At 65.1% G+C, this 24,447-nt stretch carries 28 protein-coding genes and 1 tRNA gene; 12 read left to right on the plus strand and 17 right to left on the minus strand.

Features of this window, described 5'->3' with window-relative positions; translation table 11 throughout:
- Window position 1: 1 nt before the first annotated feature.
- From phoU to BV95_RS16535, 6 genes are all read right to left on the minus strand, one after another.
- A complete protein-coding gene (gene phoU, locus BV95_RS16510) occupies window positions 2–697 on the minus strand; it encodes a phosphate signaling complex protein PhoU (protein ID WP_013847489.1) in 696 nt (231 codons plus the stop codon).
- Between the two features lie 19 nt (window positions 698–716).
- The gene (gene pstB, locus BV95_RS16515; RefSeq protein ID WP_174544427.1) at window positions 717–1,523 is read right to left on the minus strand and encodes a phosphate ABC transporter ATP-binding protein PstB; all 807 of its coding nucleotides are present in this window, start codon (window positions 1,521–1,523) and stop codon (window positions 717–719) included.
- A 14-nt stretch (window positions 1,524–1,537) separates the two neighbouring features.
- Window positions 1,538–2,782 carry a phosphate ABC transporter permease PstA gene (gene pstA, locus BV95_RS16520; RefSeq protein ID WP_037454412.1) on the minus strand — a complete coding sequence of 415 codons (1,245 nt, stop codon included), beginning with the start codon at window positions 2,780–2,782 and terminating at the stop codon, window positions 1,538–1,540.
- Window positions 2,782–4,176 (minus strand): phosphate ABC transporter permease subunit PstC, encoded by a 1,395-nt coding sequence (gene pstC, locus BV95_RS16525; RefSeq protein ID WP_037454415.1) that lies wholly within the window; start codon window positions 4,174–4,176, stop codon window positions 2,782–2,784. Before pstC ends, pstA begins: the two co-directional genes overlap by 1 nt.
- A 10-nt stretch (window positions 4,177–4,186) precedes the next feature.
- Window positions 4,187–5,242, minus strand: coding sequence for a substrate-binding domain-containing protein (locus BV95_RS16530; protein ID WP_037454418.1), 1,056 nt, complete (start codon window positions 5,240–5,242; stop codon window positions 4,187–4,189).
- Between the two features lie 150 nt (window positions 5,243–5,392).
- Window positions 5,393–6,649, minus strand: coding sequence for an ATP-binding protein (locus BV95_RS16535; protein ID WP_037454422.1), 1,257 nt, complete (start codon window positions 6,647–6,649; stop codon window positions 5,393–5,395).
- A 98-nt stretch (window positions 6,650–6,747) separates the two neighbouring features.
- On the opposite strand from BV95_RS16535, the gene BV95_RS16540 reads away from it, so the two are divergent.
- The 4 genes from BV95_RS16540 to BV95_RS16555 all read left to right on the plus strand — a co-directional run bounded on the left by BV95_RS16540 (window position 6,748) and on the right by BV95_RS16555 (window position 9,426).
- Window positions 6,748–7,173 (plus strand): hypothetical protein, encoded by a 426-nt coding sequence (locus BV95_RS16540; protein WP_037454425.1) that lies wholly within the window; start codon window positions 6,748–6,750, stop codon window positions 7,171–7,173.
- A gap of 125 nt (window positions 7,174–7,298) precedes the next feature.
- A complete protein-coding gene (locus tag BV95_RS16545) occupies window positions 7,299–7,580 on the plus strand; it encodes an HPr-rel-A system PqqD family peptide chaperone (protein ID WP_037454427.1) in 282 nt (93 codons plus the stop codon).
- Window positions 7,577–8,440 carry an HprK-related kinase A gene (locus BV95_RS16550; protein WP_037454430.1) on the plus strand — a complete coding sequence of 288 codons (864 nt, stop codon included), beginning with the start codon at window positions 7,577–7,579 and terminating at the stop codon, window positions 8,438–8,440. Before BV95_RS16545 ends, BV95_RS16550 begins: the two co-directional genes overlap by 4 nt.
- On the plus strand, window positions 8,437–9,426 hold the full coding sequence (locus BV95_RS16555) for a nucleotidyltransferase domain-containing protein (RefSeq protein ID WP_037454433.1): 990 nt from the start codon (window positions 8,437–8,439) through the stop codon (window positions 9,424–9,426). The genes BV95_RS16550 and BV95_RS16555 overlap by 4 nt, the downstream gene beginning before the upstream one ends.
- A gap of 99 nt (window positions 9,427–9,525) precedes the next feature.
- Here BV95_RS16555 and def read toward each other — a convergent pair whose 3' ends face one another.
- The gene (gene def / locus BV95_RS16560; RefSeq protein WP_037454436.1) at window positions 9,526–10,056 is read right to left on the minus strand and encodes a peptide deformylase; all 531 of its coding nucleotides are present in this window, start codon (window positions 10,054–10,056) and stop codon (window positions 9,526–9,528) included.
- A 47-nt stretch (window positions 10,057–10,103) separates the two neighbouring features.
- Entirely contained in the window at window positions 10,104–10,700 is a 597-nt protein-coding gene (recR, locus tag BV95_RS16565; RefSeq protein WP_037454439.1) for a recombination mediator RecR, read from the minus strand.
- 54 nt (window positions 10,701–10,754) lie between these two features.
- Between recR and fmt the strand changes: the two genes are divergently transcribed.
- Complete coding sequence (fmt, locus tag BV95_RS16570; protein WP_037454442.1) at window positions 10,755–11,663, plus strand: methionyl-tRNA formyltransferase; 909 nt, start codon at window positions 10,755–10,757, stop codon at window positions 11,661–11,663.
- Between the two features lie 5 nt (window positions 11,664–11,668).
- Window positions 11,669–12,421, plus strand: a complete 753-nt coding sequence (gene truA / locus BV95_RS16575) for a tRNA pseudouridine(38-40) synthase TruA (protein WP_037454446.1) — start codon at window positions 11,669–11,671, stop codon at window positions 12,419–12,421.
- 133 nt (window positions 12,422–12,554) lie between these two features.
- On the opposite strand, the gene BV95_RS16580 is transcribed toward truA, so the two are convergent.
- Window positions 12,555–13,274: a queuosine precursor transporter gene (locus BV95_RS16580; protein WP_037454449.1), complete on the minus strand. Its 720-nt coding sequence runs from the start codon at window positions 13,272–13,274 to the stop codon at window positions 12,555–12,557.
- Window positions 13,275–13,359: 85 nt separating this feature from the next.
- Here BV95_RS16580 and BV95_RS16585 point away from each other — a divergent pair.
- The 3 genes from BV95_RS16585 (at window position 13,360) to BV95_RS16595 (ending at window position 15,193) form a co-directional block, all read left to right on the plus strand.
- Window positions 13,360–13,436 (plus strand) — tRNA-Arg (locus BV95_RS16585).
- 59 nt (window positions 13,437–13,495) lie between these two features.
- Window positions 13,496–14,644 (plus strand): cupin domain-containing protein, encoded by a 1,149-nt coding sequence (locus BV95_RS16590; RefSeq protein WP_037454452.1) that lies wholly within the window; start codon window positions 13,496–13,498, stop codon window positions 14,642–14,644.
- A 6-nt stretch (window positions 14,645–14,650) separates the two neighbouring features.
- On the plus strand, window positions 14,651–15,193 hold the full coding sequence (locus tag BV95_RS16595; RefSeq protein ID WP_037454455.1) for an rRNA large subunit pseudouridine synthase E: 543 nt from the start codon (window positions 14,651–14,653) through the stop codon (window positions 15,191–15,193).
- A gap of 4 nt (window positions 15,194–15,197) precedes the next feature.
- Here BV95_RS16595 and BV95_RS16600 read toward each other — a convergent pair whose 3' ends face one another.
- On the minus strand, window positions 15,198–15,875 hold the full coding sequence (locus BV95_RS16600) for a spermidine synthase (protein ID WP_037454458.1): 678 nt from the start codon (window positions 15,873–15,875) through the stop codon (window positions 15,198–15,200).
- Window positions 15,876–15,952: 77 nt separating this feature from the next.
- Between BV95_RS16600 and BV95_RS16605 the strand changes: the two genes are divergently transcribed.
- A complete protein-coding gene (locus BV95_RS16605) occupies window positions 15,953–16,405 on the plus strand; it encodes a hypothetical protein (protein ID WP_037454461.1) in 453 nt (150 codons plus the stop codon).
- An 8-nt stretch (window positions 16,406–16,413) separates the two neighbouring features.
- Here the strand turns inward: BV95_RS16605 and BV95_RS16610 are convergent, their stop codons facing one another.
- The 6 genes from BV95_RS16610 to pabB all read right to left on the minus strand — a co-directional run bounded on the left by BV95_RS16610 (window position 16,414) and on the right by pabB (window position 22,072).
- Window positions 16,414–17,526, minus strand: coding sequence for a zinc-binding dehydrogenase (locus BV95_RS16610; RefSeq protein ID WP_037454464.1), 1,113 nt, complete (start codon window positions 17,524–17,526; stop codon window positions 16,414–16,416).
- 13 nt (window positions 17,527–17,539) lie between these two features.
- Window positions 17,540–18,211 (minus strand): peptide-methionine (S)-S-oxide reductase MsrA, encoded by a 672-nt coding sequence (msrA, locus tag BV95_RS16615; protein ID WP_037454467.1) that lies wholly within the window; start codon window positions 18,209–18,211, stop codon window positions 17,540–17,542.
- Window positions 18,198–18,374: a hypothetical protein gene (locus BV95_RS24380; protein WP_169804643.1), complete on the minus strand. Its 177-nt coding sequence runs from the start codon at window positions 18,372–18,374 to the stop codon at window positions 18,198–18,200. Before BV95_RS24380 ends, msrA begins: the two co-directional genes overlap by 14 nt.
- Before the next feature lie 310 nt (window positions 18,375–18,684).
- The gene (locus tag BV95_RS16625; protein ID WP_037454472.1) at window positions 18,685–19,887 is read right to left on the minus strand and encodes a pyridoxal phosphate-dependent aminotransferase; all 1,203 of its coding nucleotides are present in this window, start codon (window positions 19,885–19,887) and stop codon (window positions 18,685–18,687) included.
- A 356-nt stretch (window positions 19,888–20,243) separates the two neighbouring features.
- Window positions 20,244–20,867, minus strand: a complete 624-nt coding sequence (locus BV95_RS16630) for an aminotransferase class IV (protein WP_037454496.1) — start codon at window positions 20,865–20,867, stop codon at window positions 20,244–20,246.
- A gap of 32 nt (window positions 20,868–20,899) precedes the next feature.
- Window positions 20,900–22,072, minus strand: coding sequence for an aminodeoxychorismate synthase component I (pabB, locus tag BV95_RS16635; protein ID WP_037454474.1), 1,173 nt, complete (start codon window positions 22,070–22,072; stop codon window positions 20,900–20,902).
- Window positions 22,073–22,166: 94 nt separating this feature from the next.
- Here pabB and BV95_RS16640 point away from each other — a divergent pair, with 94 nt between their 5' ends.
- Entirely contained in the window at window positions 22,167–22,550 is a 384-nt protein-coding gene (locus BV95_RS16640; protein WP_037454498.1) for a DUF983 domain-containing protein, read from the plus strand.
- Window positions 22,551–22,553: 3 nt separating this feature from the next.
- Here the strand turns inward: BV95_RS16640 and BV95_RS16645 are convergent, their stop codons facing one another.
- Window positions 22,554–22,991 carry an acyl-CoA thioesterase gene (locus BV95_RS16645; RefSeq protein ID WP_037454476.1) on the minus strand — a complete coding sequence of 146 codons (438 nt, stop codon included), beginning with the start codon at window positions 22,989–22,991 and terminating at the stop codon, window positions 22,554–22,556.
- A gap of 213 nt (window positions 22,992–23,204) precedes the next feature.
- Between BV95_RS16645 and BV95_RS16650 the strand changes: the two genes are divergently transcribed.
- Entirely contained in the window at window positions 23,205–24,437 is a 1,233-nt protein-coding gene (locus BV95_RS16650; protein WP_037454500.1) for a YceI family protein, read from the plus strand.
- Window positions 24,438–24,447: the final 10 nt, after the last annotated feature.

The raw sequence follows: 24,447 nt of genomic DNA on the forward strand, positions 1-24,447 counted from the left end.
ATCAGTCCTCCTGGCTCTGCGCGCCGCCGCGCTCGCGGTCGGGCAGGGTCTGGCCGGTCGCGGCGTAATAGACCATCTCCGCCACGTTGGTGGCATGGTCGCCGATCCGCTCGATATTCTTGGCGATGAACAGCAGATGCGCGCATTCGCTGATCGTCTTGGGATTTTCGACCATGAAGGTGACCAGCGTGCGGAAGACGCTGTTGTAGAAATCGTCCACCACCGTGTCGCGTTCGACCACGGCGACGGCCAAGTCCGCATCGCGGGCGGCGAAGGCGTTCAGCGCATCCTGCACCATCTCCGTCGCGACCTGGCCCATCGAGGGTAGAAGCGCGATGGGTTCCTGCGTCCGCTGGTTGGCGGCGATCAGGGGAACGCGCTTGGCGATATTCTTGGCATAATCGCCGATCCGTTCGACCACGCCGACGATCTTGAGGGCGGCGATCACGTCGCGCAGATCGTTGGCCATCGGCGCGCGCAGGGCGATGATCTCGATGGCGAGCTTCTCCACCTCCGCCTCTATGGCGTCGATGCGCTTGTCGTCGGCAACGACCTCTGCCGCCAGCGCCTTGTCATGGCGTTGCAGCGACAGCATCGCCTTTTCGATGGCCGATTCCGCGCGACCGCCCATTTCGGCGATCAGGCCGCGCAGCTTGTCCATTTCCTGATCGAACGCCTTGATCGTATGTTCAGCCATTGTCTTTTTCTCCCCCGGATCAGCCGTAGCGACCGGTGATATAATCCTTCGTCCGTTCCTGCTTCGGATTGGTGAAGATGTCCGACGTCACGCCATATTCGACCAGTTCGCCCAGATGGAAAAAGGCGGTTCGTTGCGATACGCGGGCGGCCTGCTGCATGTTGTGCGTCACGATCACGATGGCGTAGCGGCCGCGCAGTTCGTGGATCAGTTCCTCGATCTTCGCCGTCGCAATGGGATCCAGCGCCGAGCAAGGCTCGTCCATAAGGATCACTTCAGGTTCCACCGCGATGGCGCGGCCGATGCAGAGACGCTGCTGCTGACCGCCGGACAAGGCGGTGCCGCTGTCGTGCAGCCGGTCCTTCACCTCGTCCCACAGCCCTGCGCGGCGCAGCGACTTTTCGACGATCACGTCAAGGTCCGCCTTCGCATGGGCCAGGCCATGGATGCGCGGGCCATAGGCGATATTCTCATAGATCGACTTGGGGAAGGGATTGGGCTTCTGAAACACCATGCCGACGCGGGCGCGCAGTTGCACCACGTCCATGCTGGGGGCGTAGATATCCTCGCCGTCCAGCGTGATCGTGCCCTCGACACGTGCCGAGGCGACTGTGTCGTTCATGCGGTTCAGCGTCCGCAGGAAGGTCGACTTGCCGCAGCCCGACGGGCCGATGAAGGCAGTGACATTGTCCATGTCGACATCGATCGACACGCCCTTGATCGCCTGCTTCTCGCCATAGAAGACCTTGACGTCACGGGCGGTCATCTTTGTTTCTGGCATCTTGGTTTCGCCCGCAGGGGTCAGCGTCTGTTGTTCATGCATCATGGCTGTCATCGCGGTCACCACCGCCTTTCGAACTTGTTGCGCAGGTAGATGGCGAGGCCGTTCATCGCGAGCAGGAAAACCAGCAGGACGATGATGGCGGCGGAGGTCTTTTCGACAAAGCCCTTGGAGACTTCGTCGGACCAGAGGAAAATCTGCACCGGCAGCACGGTCGCCGGATCGGTGATCCCGCCCGGCGGCGTGGCAATGAAGGCGCGCATGCCGATCATCAACAACGGCGCGGTTTCTCCCAGGGCGCGGGCCATGCCGATGATGGTGCCGGTGAGGATGCCGGGCAGCGCCAGCGGCAGCACATGGTGGAACACCACCTGCACCGGGCTTGCCCCGATGCCGAGCGCCGCGTCGCGGATGCTGGGCGGCACCGACTTGATGGCATTGCGGCCCGCGATGACAATGACCGGCATGGTCATCAGCGCCAGCGTCATGCCCCCGACCAGCGCCGCCGAGCGCGGCAGCGCCAGGAAATTGAGGAAGATCGACAGCCCCAGCAGACCGAAGATGATGGAAGGAACGGCGGCCAGATTGTTGATCGACACTTCGATAATGTCGGTCAGCCAGTTCTTGCGCGCATATTCCTCCAGATAGACGGCGGTCGCCACGCCCACCGGGAAGCTCAAGGCCAGCGTCACCAACATGGTCAGCAGCGACCCCTTGAACGCCCCCCAGATGCCGACCTGCGTCGGATCGGTGCCATCGCTGGCGGTCAGGAAGCCGAAGTTGAAGCCGGTGTGAAGCAGGCCGGCCTTTTCCAGCCGATCCACCGCAGCCTCGGCTTCCGGCGATCCCTTGCTCTTGGCGGCCAGATCCACGGCGGTCGCGGCTGGCAGGTCGATAGTCACCGTCTGCGCCAGGATCTTCGGATCGGCCTTGATCGCGTCGCGCAGCACGGTCCAGGCGGTGGGCGACACCCATTCCTCGGCATTCGCGCCCAATGCCTTCTTCACGACCTCTCCTGTCACCATCGGCAGGTTCGCATTGGCGAGCGCCTGGTCGGTGATGGCATTGGGGTCGAGCAGCAAGGGAGAGGCGGGGAAATCGACCTTCACCGCGATCTCCGTCCGGGTGAAACCGCGCAGGCCGTTGCCCAGCATGCTGAACAGCAAGAAGGCCAGGAAGGCGGCGCTGAGCGCCACGGCCAGCAGGCCCGCCATCTTGAACCGGCGTTCGGAAGCATAGCGCCGCGCGATCCGCTTGCGCATGGCATCCGACTTCCAGTCGGTGGGGAGGCGTTGGGTCGTCATTATTCGTAAGCCTCGCGATATTTCTTCACGACCCGCAGGGCCACGATGTTGAGCAGCAGCGTCACGACGAACAGCACCAGTCCCAGGGCGAAGGCGGCCAGCGTCTTGGCGCTGTCGAATTCCTGGTCGCCGGTCAGCAACTGGACGATCTGCGTCGTCACCGTCGTCACGCTGGCAAAGGGGTTGAGCGTCAGATTGGCGGCCAGACCCGCCGCCATCACCACGATCATCGTCTCACCGATGGCGCGGCTGACGGCCAGCAGCACCCCGCCGACCACGCCGGGCAGCGCTGCGGGGATCAGCACGCGGCGGATCGTCTCGCTGGTGGTGGCGCCCATGGCCAGGCTGCCGTCACGCATCGACTGCGGCACGGCGGCGATGCTGTCGTCCGCCATGGAGGAGACGAAGGGAATGATCATCACGCCCATCACCAGACCCGCCGCCAGCGCGCTTTCCGAAGAGGCGCCGTGGATGCCGATCGTCACCGCGAAGTCGCGCAGCGCCGGGGCGATGGTGAGCGCCGCGAAATAGCCGTAGACGACGGTCGGAACGCCCGCGAGCATCTCCAAGGTCGGCTTCATCCATTTGCGCACGGTCGGGCTGGCATATTGCGTCAGGTAGATGGCGCTCATCAGGCCGAGCGGGATGGCGACCGCCATGGCGATGATCGCGCCGATGAAGATCGTGCCCCAGAAAAGCGGCACGGCTCCAAATGCGTCGTCATTGCCATAGCCGAGCGCGGCCGATTGCGGGCTCCATTTGGCGCCGAACAGGAAGTCGACGGGGCTGACCATGGAGAAGAAGCGGAAGCTTTCCCACAGCAGCGAAGCGACGATGCCCAGCGTCGTGACGATCGCCAGCAGCGAGGCGATCAGCAGCGTCGCCATGACGAGCCGCTCGACCCGCGTGCGCGCACGGAAATCCGGACGGACGCGGGTGAAGGCATAGGCACCCCCGGCAAAGGCCAGCAGCAGCGCGAGCGCCGCGCCCGCCAGCCCATATTTGCCGATGGCGTCCTTGTAAGGTTCGACCAACCCCTGCGAGAGCGGGTTGAACGCCCCCGTCTGCATTCCCGTGGCGATGGCTCGCGCTTCGCCCAGAACGGCGGAGCGCGAGAAATCGTCGGCGGGCAGGCTCTGCGCCGCCGGGCTGCCCAGCACGTCCTGCATGACGAGGCCCGGCGCGACATTCGCCCAGACCGCCAGGAAGATGCCGGCGGGCACCAGCGTCCAGAGCGCGACATACCAGCCATGATAGCCCGGCAGGCTATGCACGGCGTCGCGGCGGCCGGAAGCGCGCGCCGCGCTTTGCAGCCGCAGGGCGCGGGCGCGGGCGCTGACCCAGGCTATGGCGCCCAGGCCAGCCAGCAGCAGGAAGATTGCGGGGCCTGTCATATCGCCTGTCTTACTTGAGCTGCGAACCGTCGAGCACGGCAAGCGACTTGACGGTTTCGGCGCTCACCTTGCGCACATCCTCCGGCGCAGCGACCATGCCGCGCTTGGTCAGCGCGCCATCGGGATTCCAGTTCGCGGCAAAGGCGGCGAGATAGGCCTGAAGGCCGGGAATGGCCTGCATATGCGCCTTCTTGACGTAGATGTAGAGCGGGCGTGCGCCGGGATACTGGCCGGTCGACACGGTTTCGTAGGTCGCCTCGACGCCGTTGATGGAGACGTCTTTCAGCGTGTCCTTATTCTCCTCCAGGAAGCTGTAGCCGAACACGCCGAGCGCGTTGGGATTGGCGCCCAGCTTCTGGACGATCAGATTGTCGTTCTCGCCCGAATCCACATATTTGCCGTCCTCGCGGACGCGGGTGCAGGTGGCCTTGAACTCGTCCTCGCTCTTTTCCTTGAGCGCCTTCATCGCCGGATCGGTCTCGCAGCCCTTGGTCAGGATCAGTTCGGCCAGCGAATCGCGGGTGCCGCTGGTGGAGGGCGGGCCGAAGACGGAAATCGGCGTGGCGGGCAGGCTGGGGTCGACATCCTTCCATGACTGAGCCTTGTTCGGGCCCTTGCCATAGGGATTGGCGGCCAGCGCCTCATAGACGATCTTGGGCGTCAGCTTGAGACCGGGGCCGCTCTTCGATTCGGCGAAGGCTAGCCCATCGACGCCGACCTGGATCTCTATGATGTCCTTGACGCCATTCTTCTGGCAATCCTCGAACTCCGACTTCTTGATGCGGCGGGATGCATCGGCGATGTCGGGGAACTGCGCCCCGACACCCTGGCAGAACAGCTTCATGCCGCCGCCGGTGCCGGTCGATTCGATGATCGGCGACTTCATGCCCGGATTGCCCTGCACAAACATCTCCGCAATCGCGGTGGCGAAGGGATAGACGGTGGAGGAGCCGACCGCGCGAATTTGGTCGCGGGTGCCGCCGGCCGCGCCGCCGGGCTGCTGACCGCAGCCAGCGAGGGAAAGTGCGGCCACGGTGGTCGCGGCAAACAGGGCGATATGCTTCACGGAAAATCTCCTTCGACAAAGGGCCGCGATTCGCCGTCGCCACCCCCTTCGGGCACGCGCCGTAACCTCGGTACATCGCGCCTTTGTGACAGTCTGATTGCACTTTTATGACAGTGACCCCGGAAGCCGGGTCTGTCGCTGATTTTTTCTTCAGGCCTTTGTCGCCGCGGCCTTTTCCTCCACGACGACGCGGGGCAGCAATATGGAGATGGCGGTGCCCTTGCCCAGCGCGCTGGCGATGTCGAGCCGACCGCGATGCCGTTCCACGATATGCTTGACGATGGCCAGCCCCAGGCCGGTGCCGCCAATGGCGCGGCTGCGTCCCGAATCGACGCGGTAGAAGCGTTCGGTCAGACGCGGCAGATGATCCGGGCCGATCCCTTCCCCCTCGTCCGCGACGGTAAGCCGCGTCATGCCGCTCGGCCCGTCGTTCAGCGTCACGCGGATCGGCGTGCCCGCCTTGCCATATTTGACTGAATTGCCGATCAGATTGTGCAGCAATTGCGACAGTTGCGCCCGGTCGCCCTGAACGTCGGGCATGTCCGGCGCTATGTCCATCTCCACCTCCCGCCCGCGTTCGCCATGGCTGGTGCGGAACACGCCGACCACTTCGGCCACGAGTCCGGACAGATCGACCGCGCTGTCGGGCGCGCGATATTTCTCCGCTTCTATGCGGGAAAGGGAGATGAGATCGTCGATCAGCCGCTGCATCCGCCGCGCCTCGCCATCCATGATCTTCAGGAAACGCTGGCGCGTCTCGTCATCCTTGCCCAGATCGGGGTCGGCCAGCGTCTCTATGAAGCCCAATATCCCGGCCAGCGGCGTGCGCAGTTCATGGCTGGCGTTGGCGACGAAATCGACGCGCATCTTTTCCGCCGCATGGGCGCCGCTATGGTCGGCCAGATGAACCAGCCGCCGGACATGATCGTCCTCGCCCACCGGCGCAATCCGCATCTGCCAGCGCTGCTCGCGGGTGCCCAGGCCGACCAGTTCGATCATCACCGGTTCGGCCATCGGCGCCAGGCTGGCCAGCCGTTCGGCGGCGGCGGGATGGCGGATGGCGATGCGAACATCCTCCCCCTCTATATGCGCGCCCAGCAGGCGCTGCGCGGCCCGGTTGGCGGAGATGATCCGGCCCCGCTCGATCAGCATCAACGGATCGGAAATGCCCTCCAGCAGGCTGCGGACGTCGGGATGGGCGAAGATATCGGCGACTTCCACGGCCGTCGCGGGCGATTCTTCCGTCTGTTCCTGCTCTCCCCCCGCCGCGATGACCAACACCGCCAGCCCCGCCAGCACGGGCAGGACGATATCGAGCGGCCCCGCGCCGATCATCAACGCGCCGCCGCTGGCCAGCAGCAGGACGGCGAGCGAGGTTGTGATCTGGGAAGCAGTCAGGCGATTCATGGTTACCAAGCTGGAAATTTGACGCATTTGCTGCAAAGACCGTCGCAATAGCGTGCAATTTTTACAGTTTGGCAAGCGCGATAGCGGATCAGGATGACATGAGCGAGCCATTGCCCTCTGGGAACAACGCCGAGTCGCGGGACGACGGGCCGGACCTTGCCGTGCCCACGCGACGTCAGTTGCTGATGGGCGGGGCGGTTGCGGCATCGGCCATCGTTTCTATCCGTCCGGCGCTGGCGAATACGGCGGCGTCGGTCCTCAACTGCACGATTCCGGTTCCCGATCAGGGCCGTTCGGGCCAATATATCGCCGCCAACGGCCAGGTCGTGCCCGCCGGGACAAAGGGCGCCTTCCCCGGCGCGGGGCAGGGCTTCACCGGCGATCAGGTGCGCCAGGCCATGCGCGGCGGCCGATTGCCGGGCACCGGCTATGAACAGAATCAGGCCTATCTGAACTATATCCGCCGCCTGCAGTCGGGGACGAGCGGCTTCACCTGCTACGCATCGCTGCAAATGCCGCGCTGAGCGGAAGCGATTTCCGGCCTGCCTTTTTCTGCCCGCTCCGCAAAATTGCCTGCCGCGTTAGGCACTTGGCTACTCCTTTGCCCTAAGGATGGTGCGACATTCCATCCGAAGGCTTATTCGTGACCATGCCGCCCCGCTATTGCCAGGACAGCCCGGACGCCATCGCGGCCTGCGTGCTGGAGGATATGGCGCTGCTCTACCACCGCCCTTCGGGACAGACCCATATGGTGATCAGCCCGGTGCCGGAGATATTGGCGGCGCTGGACAACGGCGCGGCGCTGACGGCGGGCGAAGTCCATGCCGAACTGGCCCGGCTCTACGATCTGGGCGCGGCGGAGGAGGCTGTGCCGCTGGTCGAGGCGCATCTTGCCGAACTGGCCGCCCTGGGACTGGTCCGCCTGGCGTGAAGCATGCGCTATCCCTGAAGATCGGTCCCGCGACCTTCCGCATCGGATCGGCCTGGCGTCAGCCGGTGGAGGCGTTGGCGGCGCTCTATGCCGATTATCCCGCGCCTTCGGTCGAAGTGGCGGATTTCACCGTGCGGCTGGAACCGGCGGGTCCGCTGCGGCGCTGGCTGCGCCCCTCCATCTTCATCACCGGCGATCACGGGCTGGCCGACGCCGCGCCGATGAGCCTTTCCCATGGGCTGCTGGCAGCGGAAATGGGCATGAACCTGCAAATGGCGCTCGGCTGGCGGCGGCACTTGCTGCTGCATGCCTCCAGCGTGGAAAAGGACGGACGGGCGCTGGTGATGACCGGCGAATCCGGGTCCGGCAAGTCGACCCTGGCCGCGCAACTGGGCGAGCGGGGCTGGCGGCTGATGGGCGACGAGTTCGCGTTGCTGGACCTGGCGACCGGCATGGTTTTCCCCTTCCCGCGTCTCGTCTCGCTGAAGAACCGCGCCATCGACGTGCTGGCGGCGGAAGTACGGGAAGATCGCATGGGTCCGCTGCTCGCCGGTACGGCCAAGGGGGATATTCGCCACCTTGTTCCGAACGGCGACGCCATCCGGCGCATGGACAAAGGCGCGATGCCCGCGCTGCTGCTCTTCCCCCGCTTCGGCCATCAGACGGATGTCCGCGCCGTCGGACAGGGGGAGGTCTTCATGCGGCTGACCCAGGCATCGACCAACTATGTCGCCCTGGGGGAACCGGGCTTTGACGCCCTGACCCATTTCGTCCGGAATGTTCCGGCGCGGGCCATCGATTTTTCCTCAGGGGAGGAAGCCATCGCCCTGGTGGAGCGGCTGTGGGAGGAACCGGCATGAGCGCCCCGTTGCTGGTGCGGTCCTTGCGCGATCCCGGCAGCGTCGCGACGCTCGATGCGCAGGGGTGGAATGCCCTGATCGCCGCGGCGCGGGCGGAGCGGCTGATCGGTACGTTGGCCTTCCGGATCGGGAAACGGACGGTGCCCGGCGCGGTGCGTCCGATCCTGGACGATGCGCGACTGGACGCGGATCGAGAGGCGCGGCAGGCGCTGTGGGAGGCGGATCGCGCCGCCGAAGCCCTGGCGGGCCTGGATATGCCGGTCGTGCTGCTCAAGGGCACGGCCTATGCGGCGGCGGGATTGCGGGCCGGACAGGGGCGCTTCATCGGCGATCTCGACATATTGGTGCCCCGCGAGGCGATGGACCCGGTCGAGCAGGCCCTGCTCCATGCCGGGTGGGAGTGGGTGAAGGACGATCCCTATGACGACGCCTATTACCGGCAATGGATGCACGAACTGCCGCCGATGATCCATGCGGGGCGGGACCGGATGATCGACGTGCATCACACCGTCCTGCCCCTGACGGCGCGGCAGACGCCGGACGCGGCGGCGATGATCGCGGACGCGGTTCCCATCACCAATGAGTTATGCATGCTCTCGCCGGAGGACAGGATCTGCCATGCGGCGGCGCATCTGCTGGCGGACGGCGATCTGGCCGGGGGCCTGCGCAATCTGTGGGACATATATTGCCTGCTGGACGGGGTGGATGCCGCCGCGCTGGATGAGCGGGCGGCTCGGCATGGCCTCAGGCCCCATGTGCGGCAGGCAAAGCGGCTGGCGGCGGCGCTCTATGGTAAAGGTGCGCGGTTGACGGCATGGGACCGGATCGTCGCGGCCCGGCTGTTGGCGCGGGACGGATGGGGCCGGGAACGGCGCAAGCTGCTGCGTTTCGCCTTCTATCTCCGCTCGCACTGGCTGCGGATGCCGCCCGCGATGCTGGCGCGCCACCTGTTCACCAAATGGCGCAAGGGGCACCGGCCGGTCTGATCGATGCGGATTTCTGCGCCGATTGGCCAAAAGCAGCCACCGAAAGAAAAAAGCCCCAGCCTTCCGGCCGGGGCTTTTTCATCTGACACGGCGCGAGGATCAGGCCGCCTTGCGCGCCTTGGTCAGTTTCTTCATCAGCATGTCCCGCTTCAGGCGCGACAGATGGTCGATGAACAGTACGCCCTGCAAATGATCCATCTCATGCTGGAGGCAGGTGGCGAGCAGCCCTTCCAGCCGCTCTTCATGAATCCGACCGTCGCGGTCCATCCAGCTCGCCCGGATGCTCGCGGGCCGCTCCACCTCGGCAAATTGGTCGGGGACTGACAGGCAGCCCTCATTATAGACCGACAAATCCTCCGATCCTTCCAGGATTTCCGGATTGATGAACACCATCGGCTTTTTGACCGACGGCGCGTCTTCCTCATCCGATTCGGGTTCCTGAAGATCGATCACCAGCACCCGCTTGGGCACGCCGACCTGGATCGCGGCCAGGCCGATGCCAGGCGCGTCATACATGGTCTCCAGCATATCGTCGATCAGACGCTGTAAATCGTCATCGATCGCCTCCACCGGAGACGAAATGGTACGTAGGCGCGGATCAGGCGCCTCCAGGATCGGTAAAATGGCCATGCAGCCAAAATAATCCGGCGGCAGGCAAAATTCAAGCGACCGTCGATTCAGCCCAGCGGCCGCCGCGCCCGCAGCGCCTGCGCCAGCGTGCCTTCATCCAGATAATCCAGTTCGCCCCCCACCGGCACGCCATGCGCCAATTGGGTGAGGCGCACGGGAAAGCGTTCCAGCCGTTCGGCCAGATAATGGGCGGTCGTCTGCCCCTCCAGCGTGGCGTTCATCGCCAGCACCACCTCGTCTACGCCGCCCGCCTCCACCCGCGTCACCAGCGCGTCGATGGAAAGATCTTCCGGCCGCACGCCCTCCAGCGCCGACAAGCGCCCGCCCAGCACGTGGAAGCGTCCCGGAAACAGCCGCGACTTGTCCAGCGCCCACAGGTCCGCCACATCCTCCACCACGCAGAGCGCCCGCGCATCCCGCCGGGGGTCGGCGCAGATGCCGCAAGGGTCGACCGTGTCGACATTACCGCAGATGCCGCACGTCACCAGCCGGTCGTTCACCGCGTCCAATGCGCGCAACAGCGGCTCCAGCGCGGATTCGCGCTTTTTGAGCAGATGCAGGACGGCCCGCCGCGCCGATCGCGGGCCAAGTCCGGGCAGGCGGGAGAGCGCCTGCGTCAGCGCTTCGATTTCGGGAGAAGCCATGGAACCGGAATAAGGGCTTGCAAGTCGTGGACACAAGGGGTTTGAGGTGCGGCCATGCGTATCGTCTATATGGGAACCCCCGATTTCGCCGTTCCGGCCCTGGTCGCGCTGGCCAAGGCGGGGCATGAGATCGTCGCCGCCTACAGCCAGCCGCCGCGTCCGGCCGGGCGCGGCAAGGCGCTGCGCCCCTCCCCCGTACATGCGAAGGCGGAAGAGATGGGCGTCGAAGTGCGCACGCCGGTCTCGCTGAAGGACGCGGACGTGCAGGCCGCATTTGCCGCGCTCAACGCCGATATCGCGGTGGTCGCGGCCTATGGGCTGATCCTGCCGCGCCAGATCCTCGATGCGCCGCGCCTGGGCTGCATGAACATCCATGCGTCCCTTCTCCCCCGCTGGCGTGGGGCAGCGCCGATCCAGCGCGCCATCCTGGCGGGCGACAATGTCACGGGCGTCACCATCATGGACATGGAGGCGGGGCTGGACACCGGCCCGATGCGCGCTAAGCATGTCACCCCGGTTGAAGGCAAGACTGCTGGCGCGCTGACGCAGGAACTCGCCGAAGCGGGCGCGAAACTGATGGTGGAGGTGCTGGACGATATCGGCCAGCATCCGCCCGTGCCGCAGTTGGAGGAGGGCGTGACCTACGCATCCAAGATCGACAAAGCGGAATCGCGCATCGACTTCGGCCACGACGCCCATCAGGTCGAACGGCAGGTGCGCGCCTTCAACCCCTTCCCCGGCGCCTTCTTCGAATATCGCGGCGAACGTTTCCGCATATTGGCCGCCCATGTCGAGGAGCATGAAGGCCCGCCGGGGGAATTGCTGGACAACAGCCTGCTCATCGGCTGCGGCCATGGCGCGATCCGCCCGACACTGATCCAGCGCGCGGGCAAGGGCGCGATGTCGGCGGGGGAATTGCTGCGCGGCTATGAAATGCCTGCGGGCAGCCGGGTCGACGCCTGATCCGCATGACCCGCTTCGCCTTCACCGTGGAATTTGATGGCCGTCCTTTCATGGGCTGGCAGCGGCAGGCGCACGGCCCCAGCGTCCAGCAGGCGATTGAGGACGCGATCTTCGCGATGACCGGCGAGCGAGCCGTGATACATGCGGCGGGCCGCACCGATGCGGGCGTGCACGGGATTGCCATGCGCGCCCATGCGGACATTGCGAAGGACATGACGCCCTTTCGCCTGATGGAGGCGCTGAATGCGCGCCTTCGGCCCCACCCCGTCGCGATCCTGGCCTGCGAGGCGGTGCCGGACGACTGGCATGCCCGCTTTTCCTGCGTCGGGCGGTCCTATGTCTATCGCATCGCCAATCGCCGCGCGCCGCTGACCTGGGAAAATGGGCTGGTCTGGCGGGTGATCCAGCCGCTCGATGCCGATGCTATGCAGGAGGCGGCGCAGCTTCTGATTGGGCGGCATGACTTCACCACCTTCCGCTCCGCCCACTGTCAGGCGGAAAGTCCGGTGAAGACGCTGGACCGGCTGGATGTGGAGCGATCCGGCGACCGGCTGGCCATATATGCAGAGGCGCGGTCCTTTCTGCATCATCAGGTGCGGTCGATGGTGGGGTGCCTTGCCTTGGTCGGCATGGGACGCTGGTCCATCGGTGATCTGGAGGCGGCGCGGGATGCGAGGAATCGGGCAGCGCTGGGGCTAAATGCGCCGCCGGACGGACTGTATTTCGTGAGAGCGCGTTATCCGGGTGAGCAGGGCTAAGCCCCCCCTCCTCGTCATGCTGAACTTGTTTCAGCATCCATTTCTCCAGATTGAGCCACGGCGCTTGGGGCACGATGGATGCTGAAACAAGTTCAGCATGACGGTTTTGGATGCGTTTCCGTTATCCTAAAGATCAGAGACTTGCGCGGAACGGCGTGAAATTCGTGCCCTCATCGAACACATCCAGCCCCTCGGCGCGCTTGAGGCGGCCGACAACCACATAGGTCACGGGCGTCAGCACGGCTTCCCATGTCACCTTCATCAGCCAGTTGGTGACCATCACGGTCGCGACCTGCGCGTTGGTCCAGTCACCGTAAAAGGCCAGCGGATAGAAGAGCAGGCTGTCCACACCCTGCCCCACCACCGTCGAACCGATGGTCCGCATCCATAGATGCCTGCCCTGCGTCAGCAATTTCATCTTGGCGAGGACGAAGCTGTTGGCGAACTCGCCCGCCCAGAAGGCGGTGACGGAAGCGAAGACGATGCGCCAGGTGCTGCCGAACACCGCCTCATAGGCTTTCTGGTCAGGCCAACCCTCCGCCGGGGGCAGCTTCACCACCACCCAGCTCATCAGCGCCATGAACAGCATCGCGCCGAAGCCCGCCCAGACGCAGCGGCGCGCCCGCGCATAGCCATAGACTTCGGTCAGCACGTCGCCCAGCACATAGCCAAGCGGAAAGAAGAGGATGCCCGCGCCGAAGGTGAAGCCGCCCAGCGTCGACAGCTTGGCCGCGCCGATCAGGTTGGACAGCAGCAATATGGCGACGAAACCGGCCATGCAGAAATCGAAATAGCGCAATGGGCGGGCGCCCAGCGCATAGGCATCGATTTTTCTTACCCCCGCATCGGTCATGCGCCCTGCATATCGGCCCGACGCGCAAATGCAATGCCGCCCATGATTGCAAGCCGGGCGAAGGCCCGCTATCGAACGCGCCGACGGCCCCGTAGCTCAGCTGGATAGAGCATTCGCCTTCTAAGCGAATGGTCACAGGTTCGAATCCTGTCGGGGTCGCCACTTCCGCAAAGCAATACCGCGCCTTTGACAGCGGCTGCCCGCGGGCGCATGGGCGGGTCATGCAAATCCGTGACTTCGACGTCGATCTGTTCCTGCGCGAATATTGGCAGAAGCGACCCCTGCTCATCCGCAATCCGTGGAACGCATGGCGCAACCCGTTGGACCCTGACGAACTGGCGGGGCTGGCCTGCGAAGAGGATGTGGAATCGCGCCTCGTCACGCGGTATGCAGGCGGATTGGCGATGGAAAGCGGCCCGCTGGCGGAGGATCGCTTCAGCAAGCTCAACGGCTCCTGGACGCTGCTGGTGCAGGCGGTGGACCATCATTCACCCGAAGTCGCGGGGCTGATTGAGCCATTCCGTTTCGTGCCGGACTGGCGCATAGACGATGTGATGGTCAGCTACGCCACGGATGGCGGCGGGGTCGGGCCGCATTTCGATCAATATGACGTATTTCTGGTGCAGGGGCTGGGCCAGCGCCGGTGGAGGGTGGGGCCGCGGTGCGATGCCGCGACGCCCCTTTTGCCGCATGACGACCTGCGCCTGATCGTTGATTTCGAAGCGACCGGCGACTGGATTCTCGAACCCGGCGATATTCTCTATGTACCGCCATGCTTTGCGCATGACGGCGTGGCGGTCGGCGATGATTGCATGACCTATTCGATCGGTTTCCGCGCACCGTCCCGCGCCGAACTGGTCGAAGGCTGGTGCGAGCATCAGGTCGACGGGTTGGGGGATGAGGATCGGTATGCCGATCCCGACCTCCCAATACAGAGCAATCCCGGCGAAATCGCAGCTCCGGCCATCGACCGGCTGCACGCCATGGTGATGGAGGCGCTGTCTGACCGCGATGCCTTTGCCCGCTGGTTCGGCCTGCACAACAGCCTGCCCAAATATGCCGAAACAGACTGGCGGCCGGAGGAGGCTGTCGACACGCAAGAGGTGCGCGGGCTGCTGGCGCAGGGCGTGCCGTTGAGCCGCAACCCGGCCAGTCGCTTTTCCTTCATCCGGCAAGGGGAGCAGGTCATTCTGCTGTTCGTGGACGGCCATTGTTTCGACTGCGCGGGCGATCTGGCCGGGCTGGCCGAAAAATTATGCGCGGGGTCAAGTCTGGTCGTGGACCCCGGCCTTTCCGCATCGGCGGAGGTCATCGGGCTGATCGCCGCCTTGATCGACCAGGGCAGCCTGGCGTTCGACGAAGGGGATTGATCGGCGATGACGCTGATCCTGTTCAACAAGCCTTACGGCGTGCTGTGCCAGTTCACCGATGAAAGCACCGGGCCGCCGCGCCCCACGCTGGCGGCGTTCATCGACCGGCCCGGCGTCTATCCTGCCGGTCGGCTCGACCTCGACAGCGAGGGCCTGCTGCTGCTGACCGATGACGGCCGGTTGCAGGCGCGGATCGCCGATCCCCGTTTCAAGACGCCGAAAACCTATCTGGCGCAGGTCGAGGGCGATCCCGACGAGGCCGCGCTGGAGGCGTTGCGGCGCGGCGTGAAGCTGAAGGATGGCCCGACCCTGCCCGCGCAGGTGGAGCGCATCGGCGATCCGGCGCTGTGGCCGCGCGATCCGCCTGTCCGGTTCCGCAAGAGCGTGCCCGATTGCTGGCTGCGACTGACGATCCGCGAAGGGCGCAACCGGCAGGTGCGGCGGATGACGGCGGCGGTGGGGCATCCGACATTGCGGCTGGTGCGATGGCGCATCGGCGACTGGACGCTGGACGGCATCGCGCAGGGGCAATGGCGCGAGGCCGAATAGGCGCTCAGGCCCCTCGCTTCGTGGCGAACCAGATGACGTGCCGTGGCCCCTTGCCATTGCTGCGGGCGCGCACGACGACCTCCTCCACCAACAAACCGGCGCGGGACAGGCGGCGGGTGAAGGCTGGGTCCGGCCCTGCGGACCAGATCGCCACGATGCCGCCCGGCTTGAGCGCCGCCATGGCCGCCGATATGCCCTGCGCGGAATAGAGGCGGTCGTTCGCCTGCCGCACCAGCCCGTCCGGCCCATTGTCGACGTCGAGCAGGATCGCGTCATAGGTTCCGCGACCGGCGGCGATCACATCGGCAACGTCAGCTTGCAGCAGACGCACGCGGGGATCGTCCAGACACCCCGCCGCGAGTTCCGCCATCGGTCCCCGCGCCCATTCGATGATCTCCGGCACCAGTTCCGCGACAGTGACCTGCCCGCCGCCATCGAGCGCAGCCAGCGCGGCGCGCAGGGTGAAACCCATGCCATAGCCGCCGATCAACAGATGCGGGCGCGCCCGGCCGCGCAGCCGGTCGCAGGTGAGATTGGCCAACGCCTCCTCCGACCCGCTCATCCGGCTGCTCATCAACTCATTGCGGTCGAGCACGATCATGAAGTCGCCGCCGCGCCGGTAGAGGGTGAGTTCCGCCCCGCCGGACACCTGGGCCGATCCGATAAATTCACGCGTTTGCATGCCAGCACCTCTCGGCCCGTCGTCATTCCTGATCGGCGGGCTTTACGGCAGGGGATCGCGGCGTCAAAGGGGGAAGCATGCGATATTTCCTCGACACTGAATATAATGGCTTTGGCGGCGAACTGATCAGCCTCGCGCTCGCGCCGGAATATGGCGACCAGGACTTCTACGTCTCATTCCCCTTGCCCGACGACATCCACCCCTGGGTGGCGCAGAATGTAATCCCCTATCTCCGCTTCGTGCCGCAAGGCGTCGACCATCAACTGAGCCGGGTGGACGCGGCGCGGCATCTGGAAGCCTATCTGGCGAACGATCCCGATCCGCTGATCGTGGCGGACTGGCCGGACGACCTCGCTTATTTCTGCGCGCTGCTCGTGACCGGCCCGGGCGAGATCATCGACCATAACGGCCTTCGCCTGGAACTGATCAACGCCGCGGGTTTCAGCGCCGCCGCCAACAGCAAGATGCCGCACAACGCCTTGTATGACGCCCATGCGCTGAAAGAATTCTATCTGAATCCGGTCCTTTGACGAACCGCTCAGTGCGGGACGATCAGATATTTCTCTCCAGTGCGGCGGGCATTATAGTCCAGCACGGCGTCGCGCTTCAGCGCTTCCGCCAGGGAGATGCGGGCCTTGTAATGGCTGGCGAAGGTGGTGGTCAGATTATCGCGCACACGCTGGCGCAGGCGTTCGAGAGTTTCGGCATCCGTGCTTTGCAGAAAGGGAAAGAGCAGCCACCCGCCGATATTCCAGGCGAAACCGAAGCTTCGCGTCAGGATGGTCGGGGACATGTCCAGCCCGCCATAGATATAGGCTTGCTTGGTCCGGTTGGAGCCATAGCGGCTATAGGGTTCATCCTTGCTGACCACCTGTTCCATGGCATGGAGGATCTGGCTGATCAGGGCGCCGCCGCCGATCGCGTCGAAGGCGATGGTCGCGCCGGTCGCGGCTATGGCGGATTGGAGCTGCGCGGTGAAATCCTCCTTCGAACTGTCGACGATATGTTCGGCGCCCAGCCCGCGAAGGATCGCCGCCTGCGCTTCGTTGCGGACGATGTTCACCAGCGGAATGCCATCCTCCTGCGTGATGCGCACCAGCATCTGGCCGAGATTGGAGGCCGCGGCGGTGTGGACGATCGCCTTATGCCCGCCCCGCTTCATCGTCTCGACAAAGCCGAGCGCGGTCAGCGGATTGACGAAGGCCGAAGCCCCCTGCTCCGCCGTCGCGCCGTCGGGCAGGGTCATGCAGGCGTCGGCGCCGATCAGCCGATATTGCGCGAACATGCCGCCGCCGATCACCGCGACCCGCTTGCCCAGCAAGGCCTGCGCTTCGGGCGCTTCGCCCGCGGCGATGACGGTGCCGGCGCCTTCATTGCCGATGGTCATGGGCTGGCCGACCCGCCCGGCCAGCGCCCGGCGAGCGCCGTCGGGCATCCTGGCAATGATCCGCCCTTCCCCATAATCGGCATTTTGGAGGTCGGCGGCAGAGAAGAGCAGCGCGAGGTCGGAGGGGTTGATCGGCGCGGCTTCCAGCCGGACCAGCACGTCGCCGCCCTTGGGCGCGGGGAGCGTCTCTTCGGCCAGTTCGACGACCAGACGGCCGTCTTCATGCAGGGTGGAAAGAAGCTTGAGGCCGTGCGTGTCGCTCATGAAAAATTCCTGATCAGGCGGAGGGGCGTTCGTTGTAGAGCAGCGGGAACATAGCCTTCAAGGCGTCAAGCTTCGGCATGTCCCAGCGCTGGATATAGGGGTGGCGCGGGTTCTTCCTCAGGAAATCCTGATGGCTGCGGTCCGCGTCCTGGAAACCCGTGAATCGTTCGACGCGGGTGACGATCGGCCCCGGCCAGAGACTCGATTGGCCCAATTGGCTGAGATAGGCCCTGGCCGCCTTGTCCTGTTCGGCGTTCAGCGGAAAGAGCGCGCTGCGATATTGGGTGCCGTGGTCAGGCCCTTGATAGTTGAGCGTCGTCGGGTCGGCAATCACCGAGAAGAAGACGCGCAGCAGCGTGCCATAACTGACCTGCCTGGGATCATATGTGACGCGCACGGACTCGGCGAAGCCGGTGTCGCCCTGGCTGACCTGCTCATAATCGACCTTGCGGCCACGCGGACCGCCGGCGAAACCCGAAACGGCAAGATGGACGTCCTTCACATGGGAAAAGACGCCTTCCACGCCCCAATAGCAGCCGCCCGCGAAGACGGCGGTCTCAAGCTGGCGGCCAGGGGTGGCGTCGACAGCCGGCACAGGCGCAAGCACCGGCCGTTCGGCGCGCAGCGGCGAAGCGACGGCCAGGGCCGCCAGAAAAGCCAAGGCTATGCCGTCAGCGCGCCGCATCGCCAGCGGTCGAGGCGGAATCCGCGCTGGCCGGAGCCGCCATGGCGGGACTGGTCAGCGCCGAATGATCGTCATTGGGCTGCAGGACGAAAACGCCGATCACGCCGATCACGAACCCGCCCAGAAAGCGCAGGAACAGGTCGGATTTCAAGAATGCCACCATGGCGTTCTGCCTTTCGGTCGTCTTGGCCGCCAATCTGGCGGAAATGAATGTCGCGCGGCCTAATCCCGAATGAACGCTGCGCGGCGGCAGTTTCGACCAACGCGCCATTCGGGGCGATGGACGACCGGGGGAAAGCCAGTTTTGGTTCGAAACGGGATATAAACTCCGCGACTTCATCTGCAAGACGGCGCGGCGGAAATTTTCCGTTTCCAAATTTGTTAGGGGGCAAAGGACAGCTTTGCGCCTTTCCCCTCCACCATTGCTTCGCAACGGTCCCCCTCCCCATCTTCGATGGGGAGGATTTAGTGGATTACTTCAGGGCGGCGCAGGCTTCCTGGATGCGGGTGCAGGCCTTTTTCAACACCTCTTCCGAAGTGGCGTAGCTGATGCGGAACGCAGGCGAGAGGCCGAAGGCGGCGCCATGGACCGCGGCAACCTTCGCTTCGTCCAGGAAATAGCCGATCAGCGCCTCGTCGTTGGCGATCACCTCGCCCTTCGGGGTCTTCTTGCCGATCAGGCCGCTGGCGTCGGGATAGACGTAGAAGGCCCCTTCCGGCGTCGGACAATCCAGGCCCGGCGCATCGTTCAGCATGGCGACGACCATGTCGCGGCGCTTCTTGAAGGCGGCGTTGCGCTCTTCCAGAAAATCCTGCGGGCCGGTCAGCGCAGCGGCGGCGGCGGCCTGGCTGATCGAGCAGGGGTTGCTGGTCGACTGCGACTGCAGCTTGCCCATCGCCTTGATGATCCATTCAGGGCCGCCCGCGAAGCCGATGCGCCAGCCGGTCATAGAAAAGGCCTTGGAACAGCCGTTCACCGTCAGCGTGCGGTCGTACAGGTCAGGGCAGACCTGCGCGATGGTGGCGAAGGGGGTCGGTGCATACCAGACATGCTCATACATGTCGTCGGTCATCACCAGCACATGCGGGTGCCGCAGCAGCACTTCGCCCAGTTCCTTCAGTTCCGCCGCCGAATAGGCCGCGCCGGAAGGGTTGGAGGGCGAGTTCAGCATAACCCACTTGGTGCGCGGCGTGATCGCGGCTTCCAACTGGGCGGCGGTGATCTTGTAACCCTGGCTCGCCGGGCCTTCGATGAAGACCGGGGTGCCGCCCGCGAAGTTCACGATGTCGGGATAGCTGACCCAATAGGGCGCCGGGATGATGACTTCATCGCCCGCGTCGACCGTCGCGACCAGCGCGTTGAAGAGGGTGTGCTTGCCGCCCGAATTCACGCTGATCTGGCTGCGCTTGTAGATCAGGCCGTTGTCCCGCTTGAACTTGAAGGCGACGGCTTCCTTGACGTCGGCGGTGCCGTCCACGTCGGTGTAGCGGGTGAGATTCTTGCGAATCGCCTCGATCCCCGCTTCCTTCACGAAGTCAGGCGTGTCGAAATCCGGTTCGCCGGCGGAGAGGCCAATCACGTCCACGCCTTCGGCTTTGAGCGCATTCACGCGCGCGCTCATCGCCATGGTGGCTGAGGGCTGGATGCGACCGAGAGCAGCGGAAGTCTGGCTCATTGTGACAATCTTTCTCTAGAGTCCCTGGATCCGCAATGAAGCGGACGCGAGGCTCCTTAGTGCGCAACGAAAGAAGGGGCAACCGGCCAGTTTGCACCCATTGGCCGTAACGACGGATTATGGGGGGCCGGGAGGAAATATCCGCCATCCATTGCGTAAGCGCAGCCTATGATGACAACCGTCATGCTGAGGGTAGGGGTGCCAATAGTCCCTAGGACCGATCGACATTTAGTTCAGGGCGAGCCGAAAATGGTAGTTTTTCGTGACCCGGAGCGCAGCGTACTCAAAGTACGTGAGCACCGGAAGCACGGAAAAGTGCCATTTGCAGGCCGCCATGGGCTGAATGTCGATCGGTCCTAGCGCACTAGGGAGGCCGCCACCATGCCGCGCGCGGCGTTGCCGATGAAGAAGCCCTGTTCCAGGTCGCGGGGGCGCAGGTCTGTTTCGATCGCCTCCCCCATGTCGATGAGGCTCTGGCGCAGCACGCCGGGCAGCACGCCCCGGGACAGCGGCGGGGTCAACAGCTTGTCGCCGCGCTCCACGAAGATGGAGGAGAAACTGCCCTCGGTCAGGAAGCCCTGTTCGTCGGTCATCACCACTTCATAGGTGCCGCCGCGCTGCAACGCGTCGCGGTAGATCGACCGGTCGGTCGTCTTGTGCGCCAGCCGCGAATCTCCCGCAGGCGCATTGCGGGGGACCAGCGCCACCTGCATGATCGCTTGCGGCCAGGTGCGATGCTCGCGCACCTCTATGGCGATGGAGCCCCGCCGCGACACCAGCAGGCGCAGGCGGCTGCGTTCGCTCAGGCGGAAGGTCGCGGCTTGCAGTTCGTTGCGCACATCATGGCGGTCGAACGCGAAATCGAGCGCCTCCGCGCTGGTCTTCAACCGCTCCAGATGCAATTCCAGCAACCTGATGCCCTCGACCGGGTCGAAGGCCATGGTTTCGAGCAGATCGAACCGTCCGTCAGCCAATGCCATGAAAAACCCTGCAACTCCCTTGATATCGTCCGTCAGGCCGGCGTGAGGAAGCGCGCCTTGGCCAGACATTCCGCCCATTCGGAAGCGACCTCCGAATCCGCGACGATACCCGATCCCAGACCCAGGCGCCCCTCCCTGCTGCCTTCTTCGACGCAAATGGTGCGGATGGCAACATTGAAGGCGGCGTCGCCCGAAGGATCGATCCACCCCATGGAGCCAGTGTAGACGCCGCGTGGAAAGGCTTCGACCGCATCGATGATCTCCATGGCGCGGACCTTGGGCGCGCCGGTGATCGACCCGCAAGGGAAGAGGACGCGCAGCACGTCGACCGGCGACAGGCCGGGCAGCAGCCGGGCGCGCACGGTCGACACCATCTGGTGGACGGTGGGATAGGTTTCGACCTTGAACAGGTCGGGCACCGCGACCGTGCCAGCGTGGGAGACACGGGAAAGATCGTTGCGCAGCAGGTCCACGATCATCAGATTTTCGGCGCGCTGCTTGGCGTCCCGCTCCAGCCATTGCACCAGTTCGGCGTCGCGGACCAGATCCGGGTCGCGGGGGGCGGTCCCCTTCATCGGGCGGGCGGTCAACTGACCCCGCATATGGGTGAAGAAGAGTTCGGGGGAAAAGGAGAGGATGGCATGATCGCCCGTGTGCAGCACGCCGCCATAGCCCGCCTGCTGACGCGGACGCAGCGCAGCGTAGAGCGCCATCGGATCGCCCGTGAAATGCGCGGCGCAGGGGAAGGTCAGATTGACCTGATAAATGTCCCCGGCGCGGATATAATCCTGCACCTGCGCGAAGGCGGCGCGGTAGGCGGCTTCATCGATCAGCGGCTGGAGCCTGTCGACCCCGGCGGCGGGATCGGGCAGCAGGCCCGGCATGTCCGCCGCATCGATCAGCCGCACCCCTTCGAACAGGCCGAACCAGAGCAGCGGCGTCTTCGGCTGGTCCTGCCGGTGCCGTTCCGCCAGCGGGTGAAGTCGTTCCTCCAGCGCGAGGCCCGCTTCATAGGCGATGAAGCCGGCGGCGTGCAGGCCCTCCTCCGCCGCTTCGGCCAGACGGTCCAGGGCGGGCTGTACCTCCGTCAGCCGGTGGGCGGCGATGATCGAGACGGGATCGCGATAAAGGCGCGCGGGCGCCGCCCCCCGCGTGCGGGCGTCGTCGAACAGGACGAAGGCTTCGGTCGGTCCCGGAAGGCGCATGGCGGCCCTCTTAACAGGCTTTGCCGCGGGCGGAAGGGCCAAGAGGAACGATGCGCTGTTGCGCGGGCCGGGCATCGGCCATAGGGATCGGACCATGACCGACGGTTCGACCAGTGATGAGGCGGCGCGGCCGTTGCGGCCGGCATTGGGGCTGGCGCTGCGAGGGCACTGCCCGGCATGCGGCGAAGGACGCATGTTCGCCCGCTTCCTGAAGCCAAGCCCCGCCTGCGAAACCTGCGGGCAGGCGTGGGACCAGTCGCGGGCGGACGATTTCCCGGCCTATATCGTGATCCTGCTGCTGGGGCACATATTGGTGCCCCTGATGATCGAGGTGAATGCGGCGCTGGATATCCCGCTGGGCATGCAGGCGCTGCTGTGGCCGGGGCTGGCGATCCTGCTCGCGGTGGCGATGATCCAGCCGGCCAAGGCGGCGGTCATCGCCTTTCAATGGAGCCGCCGCATGGACGGCTTCCGTTGATCCTTATTCCGGGCGGATGATGAAATTCCGCTCCATGGCTTCGCGCAGGCTTTCATCGATGCTGCGGCGCCCTTCCGAACCATGGGTCACGACCGTGGTGTCGGCGGTGGCGACGCACACGCCCTTCTGGAAACCGGCCGAGCTGATCGTCCAGCTCGTGCGGCCGATATGGCCGATCGCGCAATGCACCTCGAACGGATAGGGGAAATGCGATTCCTCGACGAAGTTGAGATTCACATTGGCGACCAGCCAACGCACGCCCTGTTCCTGCGGATGGCGGCCGAGATGATGGTGGAAGCGGATGCGAGCGGTTTCGAAAATCCCGGAGATCGCCACGTTGTTGACGTGGCCCATCGTGTCGATGTCCTGGAAGCGGGTATCGATGCTGGTGACGAAACGATAAGCGTCCGGGCGAAGGCGCCAGGATTCGGGTTTGGCCATGTCCTGCTTTCCATATGTCCTGTTTACCCTTTGCTCTTAGTCGCTCGCGGCGGGGATGCAATCTTCGGGTGGAAATTGGTCGAACTGCGACCTTTTTGACACAGGCGCGCAGGCGATCATTCTGGTTCGGTAACGGATCGTTTCCACCGGGGCCGGTGGACTTCGGCGCGGTTGCCGCATAGTTTCCGCACCGGATTCGCGGACGGGGTTTTCATGCAACGCTATAGTCGGACTGCCATTTTCCTGCACTGGGCCATCGCGGCCCTGCTGGCCTTCCAGATCGCCGTGGGATGGGCGCTGGAGGATCTGGGCGCACGCGGTTTCTCCCTGTTCCAGTTGCACAAGTCGATCGGCATCTCCATCCTGGCGCTGACGCTGGCGCGCATCGTCCTGCGTTACTGGAAGCCGCGTCCGGCCTCGACCGAGGGCGGGTGGCAAGGCGCGCTGGCGAAGGCGGTGCACGCCGGTCTCTATGTCTTCATGCTGGGGGGGCCGCTGACGGGGTGGGCGCTGGTGTCGACCGCTAAGGTGAAGGTGCCGACGCTGATCTTCGGCGTCATTCCCCTGCCCCACCTGCCGCTGCCGATGGGCGTTAACGATCCGGCCCATAGCGCGCATGCGATCCTGGCGTGGATCGGCATCGCCCTGTTCGCCCTGCATGTCGCGGGCGCGTTGCGGCATCATTTCCTGATCGGCGACGGGCTGTTGTGGCGCATGATACCGGCGCGTTCGCCGGTGTTGCTGGCGGCCCTGCCCGCGCTGGTCGCGGCCGGGTTCCTGCTGGGACGCATCGTGCTGCCCGCGCCCGCGCCCAAGGCGGCAGCCGCCGCGACCGTACCGGCCGCCGTCGAGGAGGAAGCGCCTGACAATGTCGCCGAGGCCGTTGGGAATGCCGCCAACGCGACCGCCCCGGAGGGTGCGGACAATGCGGCTGAAGCTGAAGAAGCTGCGGGGCCGCCGCCTTCCTGGGCGGTGCGGCCGGGCGGCAATATCGGCTTTTCGGTGGGCAATAGCGGCGAGACGATCAGCGGCGGCTTTTCGAAATGGACGGCGAAGATCGCGATGGACCCGGATCATCCGGACAGCGCCGACATCCGCGTGGAGATCGATCTGGCGAGCGCCAGCGTCGGCGACAGCTACAAGGACGGCATGCTGACCGGCGACGAATTTTTCGGCGTGGCGGCCCATCCCAAGGCCATCTTCACCGCCAAGGGCGCGGAAAAGACCGGCGCGAACAGCTATCGCGCTTCCGGCACGCTGACGCTGAAGGGCGTGAGCAAGCCGCAGAGCATCCGTTTCACCCTGTCCGGCACGGGCAAGGCGCGGAAGGTTGCCGGATCGGCCACCATCGCGCGCGCCTCCTTTGGCGTGGGCAACGGGGAGAGCAGCGGGGGACTTGATCCCAAGGTGGCGGTCAGCTTCGATTTCAGCGCCGCGACGGAATGACCGGCGGATA

The sequence above is a fragment of the Sphingobium chlorophenolicum genome, from assembly GCF_000722875.1.
In the GTDB taxonomy this organism is placed as follows: Bacteria; Pseudomonadota; Alphaproteobacteria; order Sphingomonadales; family Sphingomonadaceae; genus Sphingobium; species Sphingobium chlorophenolicum.